Below are 11581 nucleotides of genomic sequence, written 5' to 3' on the forward strand. Positions count from 1 at the left end.
CGCGTCGGCCGACCGACGCCTCACAGTCCCCTGTTAAAATCCTCGACGACCTCCGCCGGGACGAGATCCGCTAGGTGCTCGACGAGCACAGGGCGTCACGACGGTTCAGCGTGACCCGCTCCCCCGCCCTGCCCGGCGGCACCCTGGTCCTGGACAGCGAGGGACTGGCCAAGGCCGTGCTGCGCGACCGGTCCGTCACAGGATGGCTCGCCCTGGCCCGCGCCGACGACCTGCGCGTGATCACGTCCGCAGCCACCCTGGTCGAGGTCGTCCACCCCCGGATCAACCGCCCCGCCCTGGAGTGGACCCTGTCCCGCCTCGTCGTCGAGCCGGTCACCGAGCCGATCGCCCGCCACGCTGCCGCTCTCCTCGCCGACGCCGGCCTGCACGGCCACAAGTACGCCATCGACGCGATGCTCACTGCCACGGCCCTCGCCTCCCCCGGCCCCGTCACGATCCTCACTTCCGATCCCGAGGACCTGACGGAACTCTGCGGCGGACGGGCCACCGTGATCAAGATCTGATCCCGGCCGGCGTCGGCGAGGGCTCCTTTCAGTTCTGCGTCTGCTCGTCATCAGGCTCGGGCGGCTGGTCGTAGGCGCTCAGGAGTCCTTCGATGCGCTGGTTGTTGATGGACTGCCGGTCGTACACGCATTTCGCGTACCGGCTCAGCAGGACCTCGACACTGTTGCCCGCCCTCTGGGCGACCTCTGCCGGGTCCGCACCCGCGCACAGCCACGTGGACAGAGCCGAGTGCCGCAAGTCGTACGGCCGCTTCGCGAGCGGGGTGCCGGTGAGCGCGGGAGACAGGCCGAAGTCGCGGGTCTCGTGCCAGACCCGGTGGTAGGTGGAGTAGCTGACGACCCGGCCCTGCTCGGTGAAGAAGAGCCGACCGTCGTCGGCCGTGCCGAACGTGGCGACATGCTCCCTCCACATCGCCACCAGATGCGGGGGCAGCGGCACCACGCGCGTGTCTCCCGGCGGGCGGTTCTTCAGCCCGCGCTCGTCGTGGAACTCGCCGGTGTCGGTCCACCGTTTGCCCGCCTGCGGCCGCGTGCGGTGCAGGATCAGCCGCCCCCACCCGGTACGGGGCAGGCGGCAGTCCGGCAGCGCCACCGCGACCGCCTCCTCCGGACGCAGGCCCGCGTAGTACATGCCGGCGAAGAACCCGACCAGCCGACGGCCCCGAGCCCTCCGGTAGCCGCCCACGTAGGAGACGGCGTCCAGCAGATCCCGAGCCTGGTACGGGTTGGCCACCACCCGCGGGTCCACCGACACAGCCGGTTTGGGCACCCGCCAGCGAACTTTGTTCAGCGGGTGGCTGCCCAGCTCGCCCCGTTCCACGGCGTAGTGGAGCGCGTGCACCAGTACCTTGCGCTTGCGGCGCATCGTCTCCACCGCCGCCTCACCCCCGTCCAGCTTGCGGCGCAGCGACTCCAGCACATCGCGCGCCAGAACCGGATCATGCAGATCCACCAGGGGACGGGACGCCTTCGCCACCCACTGCAGCACCAGCCGGTCCTGCGCCGGCATCTCCCCCTGTCCCGGCCGGAGCGTGACGAACGCCCAGTGCCGCAGGGCACGGCGCAGCAGCTGCCCGTTCGGCCGGCCCGGAAGGTCCCCCAGCATCGCCATCGTGACGGTCGTCAGCGCGTCGCTGACCTCGTCCCGGGTCTTCGCCGCCCTGCCTGGCCAGTGGGCCCGGGCGTACTCGGTCGCGAAGGCGTACCAGCTCATTTGCGATGGTCCCCGTGCCCCGTGGCCGGAGCTGCTCACCTCGGCCAGGCCCACGCGGATGGCCCGCACCAGCTCCGCACCGAACTCTCCCGCCAAGCCCGCGACCGCGCTGCCGCCGTCCGGACGTCCACTGCCGTGCGGCTGCGCCGGGGATCCGTGCGCAGGCTGCTCAAGCTGAGGTGCGGCGCCGTGGTGTTCGTTCAGGTCCATACCCGCCTCCTTCTGATCGGCGGGAGCATGGCTGCCCGGCGCATCCACTCCAAGATCCCCCTGTAAGAGGGCACTCGGGCGGCGCCTGGTTGACGAGCGCGGAATGTCGGACTTTCCACCCGGCTTCCGTCACCGCTGGTCATACCTGGTCACGCTGTGGCCGGTTGTGGTCCTTCGCACGCTATGCGCACTTGCACGCGCCCCGATATTCCGAACTACCGTTCCCGGCCGGCCAGAGCACGGACACCGTGGGGGGATACATGGCGAGAACCGCGCGACAGATCCTGAACGCTCTCAGCCGCTCGACGAGCGTTCACATCCACTCGACGACAGAACTGGCCGCGCACGTGGACTCCGCGGCGGCAGCCATCGACAAGCGGCGTCGACAGAAGGGCCAGGAAGTCGCTCACAGGAAGCCCGACCTGCGGCCGGTCGCACTGGCCGAGCACGGCCGGTCCATCGACCTGACGCCGTGGCAGGTGCTGCACGCCCTGGCCCGCGGCTACGTGCTGGCCGGCCAGGGAATGGGACGAGGGCTGGCCGAACACTGGCTCAGCCTGAAGTTCTGCGAGGCACTGGACGGCAATCGCGCCGGCGCCATGGACCTCACCGACAAGGGCCGCTCTTCCGAGAGCTGGTACAAGGGCATGCAGGCCCGGGAACTGGCCGTCGGCTTCGGGCTCGCCGTGGCCGAACACCTCGTGCAGCAGCGCTACCCCGACCACATCGTGTCGGTCGTGGACACGAACACGGTGCTGCGAGCCGGCTGGCCCCTGAGCGTCTCGCAACGGAACAAGGGCTCACGGCCCCGGCCCGACTACGTCATCGAGGCGTGGAAGCCCGGCGAGCCGTCGAAAGTCACGTTCGTGGCCTGCCGGGGAAACCACCAGAAACCGAGCAAGCGGACCGGCCGAACCCGCAGCACCACCATCCAGCAACTGGTCAAAGGTGCCGAACTGACCGAGGGTATGCAGATCGGCCCGTGGAACACCACGCCGTGCCTGATGCTGTCCACCGAACTCATGGGCCAGGGCGGGATCGTGGTCAACGTCCTGCAGTCCCCCGGCGAAACGCTGCTCCCCCTCCGTGTACCTGGCGCTCCGGGAAACGCCGACGAGGAGATCAAGGACAGATCTGGAATCCCCTACCCCAACGCCATTCGCATACCGGCCCAAGATGGCAGACGGGCGCGGAAGGCCGACGGCTTCCAGGTGGGCGAGGACGAACTCGCCTGGTTCGGCCAGCTCCTGGCCCGTACCGCAGCCGCTGGCCTGACCGCTTTCTCGGGCGGAGGAAAACATGCCGTCCGGTATCTCACCGACCGCCAAGGACGAGAACACTACGACGTGCATACTTTCGCCGCGACATCGAGCATCGACGACGCGGACATCGAGGTCGCCGACACGAAATTCGTGGGCACGGACAACGTCTTCCGCATGGGGGCCGCACGCATCGAGGCATTCCCCGGAACGGACCCGGGACTGTACAAGATGATCAAAGAAGGGCGCGTCGAAGAGTACCGGCAAGCGGCCTACGAACTCCGCTCCAAACGACGCGACCCCCTTGAAGCCAGGAAATGGAACGACCCGATCTCGTTCCAGGGCGACGGCACCGTCATGGCCCTGAGCATCCTGCCCATCCGCAAACGACGCACGCTCTGAACCAACAAGCGCACAAGATCATTCTCCAGCGCTCGCCGCTTCGGGCCGCGCAACGTAGCCCAGGATCGCCGGTTGGCCAAACCGGCGATCCCCCGCATCATTGACAGTCCACCGCCACCCCCTGCCCGCACGTCGAAAGGCCGCAACCCAAACTCAACCTCACAACTCCATACGACGGCCGCCTGCATTCACGAGCAGGCGGGCAGGTCTGCCGCACCCACGTCCAGGACCCGATCGGCTCAGTCCGTGGTCCACCTCCCAGGGATTTCGCAAGAGGACCGCAGCCTCCACGCCGAGCACGTCCACGGACTCCGGGAGACCGGCGCCGTTTTGGCCCCGGTGTGTGCTCGCCGGCCTTCACCCGGCGGTCCACGACCGTCACCCCCCCAGCACCCTTGCTTACCTGTCCGCTGTCGAGGCTCGTGAGATGCCGGCCTTCCAGCCAACTCCGATCACCGCGGAGGCCGGCGCGCGGTCGCCACTACGCCACCGCCTCAGCGACGGACCTCCCGCCTCGGCCCGGAAGCTCAGCACGGACGCATGCCCTCAGGGCATCCGGGCAAGAGGCGGCGAGACACGCCCGCCAGCCACCATCGCCCCCGACACCACGCGGGAGCACCCCCCTGCCCCCGGCGTACAACCGGCTCGCCTGGCCTGCCCGCGCACTCCGGACAGCCTCTCTGTTCGATTGAGGGGCGCACCGTATACCCCTACGCTTGTCCGAGGAAGCCGTGATCTCCGTCATGGTGCATGGATCGGCCGCGCCAGGGAATGATCCGGACAAGACGAGCGAATGGGTTATTTCATTCTCGCGGGACATACGCGGGACCGCGGGCCTGACAACCTGTCAGATAAGCCGCTGACCTGCGAAAACACGCGGGAATCGGACGGCCTCCGGAGCCGTGTGCGCAGGTTCGAATCCTGCCGGGGGCACTTCGCCTCAACCAGCACGATGATGCGGTTGATCGGCGCAGATGCCAAGCATGAAGAGCGGGAACCAGTCTCACTGGGTCCCGCTCTTTGTCGTTGCTGCGCACTGATCGCGATAGACCTGGGGCCTGTCGTCACCGACCCCGCACCCGACAGCAATGTCACCCGAACGGCCCAACACGACATGTCGCCCACATGGATGAACATCAAGCTGAGTACTGTCCCAACCGAGGCAATCCGTGAAAGGCGAACCACATGCGCATTCGACGATTCCTCGCCGCCGTCATCGCCACGGCAGCCCTCGCCGGACTCGGCCTCACAGGCGCTGTCACCGCCACCGCCGCCAGCCTCACCCCGGGTGAGTGCGAGCAGGGCGGCGGGACGGTCAATTGGGCGAACAACACCTGCAAGGGCGGTATGTACGACGGGCAGATGGTCGACTGAACCCCACTAGGCGCCCCGCAGCCACGCGCTGCGGGGCGCTCCCGCGCGAGCGTAACCGGGAGAGTCGCAGGGGCCGTGCCGACCCGTCGGGCACGCCGGGTCCGAGTCGGCCCGGAAGCACCACCGCACCGGCCGATCCGACGAATAGCCGGTCCACGTCCAGATCAGCACTGGCCGCCGTGCATCTGCTGGAGCCGGCCAAGGCAGAGGCCCCGGACTTCACAGCACCAGGTCGGCCCACCGCAGGACTCAGCAGGGCATGTGTGCGGCCCCGGGAGCGGCGACGGGTGAATCGTGACCCTCTGCGGTGGAACACGCCCTTCCTGGTCGGTTCGAGTGGCCCACTCGACTCCCCGCCTCGGCATGTCGTCGGCACTGGCGCGCACAAGCGCCGCTCCCCGCTGGGGGGGGCAGCTTCGGAAGGGGGACCGCTACCGCGAGAGCACGCCGAGCTCCGGCAGACACCGCATTCGACCTGTTGTCACTTTCCGCATTCGATAATCACTCTGTGTATGGTCTTCTCGTGGCCGCTCCCAGTACTGTCCGCCGCCTCCTGCTCGCCACCGGCTTTCTGGTGCTTGTGCAGGCGGGAGTCGGCTTGGTCGTCAATCTCTACGGCCTCTTCCCGGTTCACCATCGGGGCTCCGCGGCGGGAGCCCATCGCATCGGGGCCTACGAGAGCCTCACCTCGGCGCTCGGGCACAACACCCTCGCCCTGACCGTGCACGTCGCGCTCGGCCTTACGCTCGTCGTGCTGTCGATCGTCGCGGCAGCGCGCGCCGTGCTGCTCCGTCAGCGCGCGGTCACTTTCTGGACCGTGCTCGGGACGCTCCTGGTCATCGCTGCCGCAGTATTCGGCGGGAACTTTCTCGCCAACGGCAAGACCCTCAACTCGCTGCTGATGGCCCTGTTCGCACTGAGCGCCGAGGCGTGCTTCCACCTCGCCATCGACCTTCTGCCTTCCGGACGGCACGAAGCCGTGGCCACGGTCCGCTGAGGCGCGCCGCATGATCGGCAACGCCGGCCGCGAGTGTGACCTACGGTCGAAATGTTCCACATGTCGCGGATATGCCGTATGTGGCAACATGGGACGTGTGGCTTCTTGGTGCTGAAGGCAGGCGAGAGGAGTACATCATGATCGCCAAGCTGCTGGGCAAGCTGTCCTTCACCCGCCACTACGGTGCGTACGGGGCCCATGAATGGGATGCGTACGCCGGCGAAGACTAGGACTGACCGCACTGCCGGCGGGCGCCCGAGGGCGCCCGCCGGTTCCCGGCCACGCTGCCGACGACATCGGCCTGGACAGGCACGAGAGCCAGGGACGATCTCATGGGCCGAAGCAATGAGCCGCCGCGGTTGCCCGAAGGCAGCTTCGCGGCCTGGAGCCGCGACCGGCTGGCACTGGCGCGCCGTGGCGCTGAAGAGTGCGGGGACGTCTGGCAGTTGGAGCTGGGTGTCTACGTAGCCGCAGCGGCCGGGCCGTGTGAAGCGGTCCTGCGCCGCGCGCAGGACTTCCCCAAGGCATCCTCGCCTCTCTTCCCGCCGTTGAAGCGGCCGAGCGGGGCACCGACACCCGAGGAGCGCGCGCACGCGCACGCCGCCCGCATGCGCGGACTACGTGCCCAGGCGGTCGCGGCCCGGATCGGTGAGATCGCGCCCCAGACCGCTCGATTTGCCGACCAGTGGCCCACGGGCCAGGACGTCGAGATTCTGCCCCCGGTCCGGCACGCCCTGGCAGAGGTCGGCCTGCGCTACCTCTTCTCCGAAGACGCTCCCGCCCTGCTGCCCTATGCCGCACAGCTCTTCCTGGCCCGGGAGGTGCTCGTACGCCCCTCGCGTTGGGTATGGCCGCGCTGGATCCCCACACCGGCACGGCGGTTCCGCACCCGGCAGCAAGTCGCCTTCACCGACGCCTTGCGGCCCATCGTCCACCGGCGTCGTTCGTCGGGCCGGCTCGGTGACGACATGCTGGGACAGATGCTCCGGCCCTCCCCCCACTACGGCCTGCTGCCGGAAGAGGCCGTCCTCGACACACTCCCCGGAATCACCGTCGCCACCTTCGAGACCCCCACCCGGGCAGCCGGATGGATCCTGCTCCACCTGGCCCGGCACCCCCGGGCGGCGGGCCGCGTCGCGGCCGAAGCCGCCTCGCTGCCCACGGACCCGGCCGCGACGACCAGTACCCATCTCGGCAGCCTGCAGTACACCCGGGCACTGGTGAGTGAGGTGCTCCGGCTGTACCCCCCGAGCTGGCTGCTCACCCGGCGCGCCCCGCGACAGACCCAGCTCGCCGACTACACCATCGACGCCGGGTCCACCCTCCTCGTCTGCCCTTACACCGCCCACCGCGACGAACGGGAATACGCCGACCCGGACCAGTTCCAGCCCGAGCGCTGGCTCGATGATCCGGGCTCGCCGGCGAAACCCGGGGCCTTCCTCGCTTTCGGTACCGGACCGCATGGCTGCGAGGGAGCCTCTCTCGCCATGGCGATGCTGACGCTCCTGACCGCGCAGACCGCCCGCCGCTACCACCTGAGCGAGCCGCCCGGACCCGAACCCAGCTACCAGGTCACCACCCTCGAAGGTCTCGCGACTGTCGGCCTGCGGCTGCGCGCCACCTTGCGCGACTGAGGGAAGTCCCGCTTTCGACGCCTGGATGACCGGCTCATGGTTCGCTCATCGTTCGCTCATCATGTGTCGCTGGTCGAACTCGTCGGCGAGCACGCCCATCATGACGAGGTCGTGGTGGCGGCCGGCGAAGAAGACGTGTTCCCGCAAGCGCCCCTCCTCGGTGAAGCCGAGCCGACGGAAGAGTGCCAGCGATGCCTCGTTGTGGGCGAAGATCGCGGCCAGGCATTTGTGATAGCGCCGCTCCGCGAACATGAAGCGCAGCAGCAGCACCAGGGCTTCTGCCGCGTAGCCCTTGCGCCGGTGGTCGGCGCCGATCGTGACATCACACTCGAACCAGCCTGAACGACAGCCGGTGCGATGCGAGCCGACGGTGCCGACCAGCTCTCCCGTGGCCGTCGCTTCGACTGCCAGCAGGAAGCGGTCGTCATCGCACTTGGCGACGGCCTGCTCCTTCGCCCAGGCACGGTAGCTCTCGGCGGACCGCGGCAGCTCCAGCCGGCCCCCGCGCCGCCCGGCATCGTCGGCGAAGCGCATGAACGATGTCCAGTCGTCGGGCTCGACAGCGCGCAGGCGTACCCGATCACCGGTCCAGGACGATGCCATGCCCTATTTGATCACTCTGCTGTGCGCGCGAGGCTGAGAGGCACACCGAGAGACAATGAGAGAGACGAGTGCTCCGGCAGCCGGAGAAGTCATAGCGACCGGATCCTCCCGCGTTGCGCGCCGGAGTGGCACCGGCTTGAAGGGCTGCAGCTCCCGCTCCCTGTGGAGGTCGGGGTGAAAGTTGTCGTTGGTCTTTCCCGATGTGAGGGACATGCGCGCTGCACGTTCCTGGCGGTCCTGGTGGACCGGGTGGAGCGGCGGACCGCACCGGTAGAGGCGTCGTCGTCATGACGAGCGCCGACAACCTGCAAGCGTTCAAACGCGACGGCCGCATCGTGATCGTCGGTGCGTCGCTCGCGGGACTGCGGGCGGCGGAAGCTCTGCGCGATGAGGGGTTCACCGGGTCGTTGACCATGATCGGTGACGAGCTGGGCGAGCCCTATGACCGGCCTCCCCTGTCCAAGCAGGTCCTGACCGGGTGGGTGCCGGCCGGGAACACCATGCTGCCCCGGCGCCGTGACATCAACGCGGAGTGGCTGCTCGGCGTGCCCGCCACCGGGCTGGACCTGGCGACGAACCAGGTGCGGCTCGCCGACGGACGCGAGGTTCCCTTCGACCGGGTGCTCATCTCCACCGGCGTACGGGCCCGGCCCTGGTTCGTCGAGTCCGAGGCGGCCCTGGACGGTGTGTTCGTCATGCGGACCCGTGAGCATGCCGAGGGCCTGCAGCGGGCGCTGGCCGCCGGGCCCTCCCGGGTGCTGGTGATCGGTGCCGGCTTCACCGGCTCCGAGATCGCCTCCGTCTGCCGCGAGCGGAACATCCCGGTGACCGTCGCCGAACTCGCGCCGGCCCCGCTGGTCGGGGCGCTCGGCGCCATGATCGGCGAGGTCGCGGCCGACATGCAGCGCGCCCACGGCGTCGACCTGCGCTGCCGTGTCGGGGTGACCCGGCTGGAGGGCGACGCGCAAGGGCGCCTGCGCCGCGCGCACTTCGACGACGGCAGCACGGTCGACGCCGACGTGGCGGTGGTGGCGCTCGGGAGCATCCGCAACACCGAGTGGCTGCGGGAGTCGGGACTGGCGGCGGGCGTGTGGGGAGTCACCTGTGACACGGGATGTCGCGCCCTCGACATCAATGGCCGCGTCACCGACGACGTCTTCGCCGCGGGAGACGTGGCGCGTTGCCCGAACCCGGTCTACCAGTACCGGCTCATCTCGCTGGAGCACTGGGCGAACGCCGTGGAGCAGGCCGAGATCGCGGCGCACAACATGGTCAGCGCCCAGGCGGACCGCCGGCCCCACCTGTCCGTCCCGCTGTTCTGGTCGATCCAGTTCGGCGTCAACATCAAGTCCGTCGGCGTACCGACCTTCGCCGACGAGGTGGCCGTCACCCAGGGGTCGGTGTCCGACCACCGTTTCGTCACCGCATATGGCTATCAGGGCCGCGTCACCGCCGCGGTGAGCTTCAACAACGCGAAGTGGCTGGACCACTACCGGCGGTTGATCGAGACGGCCGCACCGTTCCCGCCGCCCTGCCCCACGCGGGACCAGCCGGCCGACATGAAACCGGTGCCGGTCGACTTCCCCGGTCCCGCCCTGCTCGCGCAGGGTGCCACCGTGGTCGTCACAGGCCGTGATCCGGGTGAGCATCGCGTCACGGCCGTGCACCGGCATCTGCATCGGCATCGGCATCAGCGGGAAGAAGGCCGGACGACCACGACCGGGACGCCCGGCACCCTGCAACGGATCTTCGACTACTCCTCCCGGGCCGACCCGTACCCGCTCTACGCCGAGCTGCGCAGGACACCGGTGGCCCGGCAGGAGGACGGCAGTTACGTCGTCAGCACCTATCGCGAGATCACGGACATACTCAATGACCCGCACCTGAGTTCCGACGTGCGCAATCTGTCGCAGCCGATGCCCGCGGCCGAGGGCGGGGGCACGTCGTCGTTCATCCACATGGACTCGCCCGAGCACGATCGCCTGCGGCGGATGGCGATGCGGCATTTCGGCCCCCCGCACTCCCCTGGGCTGGTGACCGGGCTCGAAGGCTTCCTGACCGGCACCGTCGGCAGCCTGATCGACGATGTGGCGGGCAAGGAGCGGATCGACGTCGTCGACGATTTCGCCTTTCCGTTCCCCGTCACCGTGACCTGTCACCTGCTCGGCGTGCCGCGCGAGGACGAGCCGAGGTTCCACCTGTGGGTGAACGACATCATGAACTCGATCGACTACGACCCCAGGACCGACCCGAAGGAGAAACTGGACAGGGGCGTGCAGGCCCGCAAGGACCTGCGCCAGTGCCTCGGCGAGCTGGTGGAACAGCGCCACGGCCGGCCGGGAGGCGATCTGCTGTCACGACTGGCCAACGACGACGGGCCCGACGGCCGGATGGCCGACGCCGAAATCGTCGCCACCGCCAAAGTGCTCCTCATCGCCGGCCACGAGACCATCGTCAACCTGATCACCAACGGCATGCTGACGCTGCTGCGCCACCCGCAGGTGCTGCGGCGGCTGCGCGACGACCCGGGCCTGGTCGTGCCGCTGGTCGAGGAACTGCTGCGCTACGAGCCCCCGGTGCAGATCATTCCCTGGCGGGCGGCGTACAGCGACATCTCCGTCGCCGGCACCGTCATCCCCAAGGGCTCGCAGATCATGCTGATGCTGGCCTCGGGCAGTCGCGATCCGAAGCGCTTCCGGGATCCGGACCGCTTCGACCCGGATCGGCGTGACAACCAGCACCTGGGGTTCGGCAGCGGCATCCATCTGTGCTTCGGCGGCCCGCTGGCCCGGCGGGAGGCCCAGATCGCGCTGACCGAGCTGGTACGCCGGCTCGACCGGCCCAGGCTGGTCGCCGACCCGCCGCCGTACCGGCCCAGCCCCGTGCTTCGGGGTCCGATCCACCTGCACGTCGAGCAGGGTGACGGTTGACGTCCGACAGCTCAGCGGGCCAGGCAGCGGCATTTCCAGGGCAGTTGGGTGCCGGGAAAGGGCGCCGGCGGACGCGCTCCACGGTGGGGCGCGACCAGGGCAGTCGCATGGAAGGGCATGCTGTTTCGGGGGGATCCACCCGGGCGGGGCCATGGTGACGTCCTGCGGCCGCACGTTCCGCAGGACGGGGTTCCGAGCCGACAGGCCGTGTCACCCGTACCCTTCATGTGTCTACGGCGTCACATAGCGGGCGCCAAACCACTGGAGGCAACCCCACGTGCTGATCGCTCAGCGTCCGTCCCTGACCGAAGAGGTCGTCGACGAGTTCCGTTCCCGGTTCGTGATCGAGCCGCTGGAGCCGGGCTTCGGCTACACCCTCGGCAACTCCCTGCGCCGTACCCTCCTGTCCTCGATCCCCGGCGCGGCTGTCACGTC

General features: G+C 69.0%; 8 protein-coding genes, 1 tRNA gene and 2 pseudogenes. 9 read left to right on the forward strand and 2 right to left on the reverse strand.

All coding sequences use genetic code 11. The annotated features are described in order from the left end of the window. Window positions 1-110 precede the first annotated feature (110 nt). Window positions 111-524 (forward strand): PIN domain-containing protein, encoded by a 414-nt coding sequence (locus ACWGKQ_RS39575; RefSeq protein WP_453296893.1) that lies wholly within the window; start codon window positions 111-113, stop codon window positions 522-524. Window positions 525-552: 28 nt separating this feature from the next. Here ACWGKQ_RS39575 and ACWGKQ_RS39580 read toward each other — a convergent pair whose 3' ends face one another. Further along, window positions 553-1947 carry a tyrosine-type recombinase/integrase gene (locus ACWGKQ_RS39580; protein WP_453296894.1) on the reverse strand — a complete coding sequence of 465 codons (1395 nt, stop codon included), beginning with the start codon at window positions 1945-1947 and terminating at the stop codon, window positions 553-555. Window positions 1948-2207: 260 nt separating this feature from the next. Between ACWGKQ_RS39580 and ACWGKQ_RS39585 the strand changes: the two genes are divergently transcribed. The 5 genes from ACWGKQ_RS39585 (at window position 2208) to ACWGKQ_RS39605 (ending at window position 7613) form a co-directional block, all read left to right on the forward strand. Beyond that, entirely contained in the window at window positions 2208-3608 is a 1401-nt protein-coding gene (locus tag ACWGKQ_RS39585) for a hypothetical protein (protein ID WP_453296895.1), read from the forward strand. Window positions 3609-4474: 866 nt separating this feature from the next. Beyond that, a tRNA-Arg gene (locus tag ACWGKQ_RS39590) sits at window positions 4475-4538 on the forward strand. Between the two features lie 255 nt (window positions 4539-4793). Next, window positions 4794-4982, forward strand: a complete 189-nt coding sequence (locus ACWGKQ_RS39595; protein WP_453296896.1) for a hypothetical protein — start codon at window positions 4794-4796, stop codon at window positions 4980-4982. Between the two features lie 523 nt (window positions 4983-5505). Then, window positions 5506-5979, forward strand: a complete 474-nt coding sequence (locus tag ACWGKQ_RS39600; protein WP_453296897.1) for a hypothetical protein — start codon at window positions 5506-5508, stop codon at window positions 5977-5979. A 332-nt stretch (window positions 5980-6311) separates the two neighbouring features. Then, window positions 6312-7613 carry a cytochrome P450 gene (locus ACWGKQ_RS39605; protein WP_453296898.1) on the forward strand — a complete coding sequence of 434 codons (1302 nt, stop codon included), beginning with the start codon at window positions 6312-6314 and terminating at the stop codon, window positions 7611-7613. Between the two features lie 45 nt (window positions 7614-7658). Here the strand turns inward: ACWGKQ_RS39605 and ACWGKQ_RS39610 are convergent, their stop codons facing one another. Continuing rightward, window positions 7659-8216 (reverse strand): GNAT family N-acetyltransferase, encoded by a 558-nt coding sequence (locus ACWGKQ_RS39610; RefSeq protein ID WP_453296899.1) that lies wholly within the window; start codon window positions 8214-8216, stop codon window positions 7659-7661. Window positions 8217-8503: 287 nt separating this feature from the next. Between ACWGKQ_RS39610 and ACWGKQ_RS39615 the strand changes: the two are divergent. From ACWGKQ_RS39615 to ACWGKQ_RS39625, 3 genes and pseudogenes are all read left to right on the forward strand, one after another. Beyond that, window positions 8504-9874 (forward strand): annotated as a pseudogene (locus tag ACWGKQ_RS39615) (NAD(P)/FAD-dependent oxidoreductase); the annotation flags it as partial. A 150-nt stretch (window positions 9875-10024) separates the two neighbouring features. After that, the gene (locus ACWGKQ_RS39620; RefSeq protein WP_453296903.1) at window positions 10025-11146 is read left to right on the forward strand and encodes a cytochrome P450; all 1122 of its coding nucleotides are present in this window, start codon (window positions 10025-10027) and stop codon (window positions 11144-11146) included. Window positions 11147-11423: 277 nt separating this feature from the next. Then, window positions 11424-11581, forward strand: a pseudogene (locus ACWGKQ_RS39625) (DNA-directed RNA polymerase subunit alpha); the annotation flags it as partial.

The sequence above is a fragment of the Streptomyces sp. NPDC054770 genome (genome assembly GCF_053611985.1).

Coding starts and splice junctions, on each gene's coding strand:
- ACWGKQ_RS39580 (WP_453296894.1), bottom strand. CDS start 1,947: ATGGACCTGAACGAACACCACGGCGCCGCACCTCAGCTTGAGCAGCCT.
- ACWGKQ_RS39585 (WP_453296895.1), top strand. CDS start 2,208: ATGGCGAGAACCGCGCGACAGATCCTGAACGCTCTCAGCCGCTCGACG.
- ACWGKQ_RS39595 (WP_453296896.1), top strand. CDS start 4,794: ATGCGCATTCGACGATTCCTCGCCGCCGTCATCGCCACGGCAGCCCTC.
- ACWGKQ_RS39605 (WP_453296898.1), top strand. CDS start 6,312: ATGGGCCGAAGCAATGAGCCGCCGCGGTTGCCCGAAGGCAGCTTCGCG.
- ACWGKQ_RS39610 (WP_453296899.1), bottom strand. CDS start 8,216: ATGGCATCGTCCTGGACCGGTGATCGGGTACGCCTGCGCGCTGTCGAG.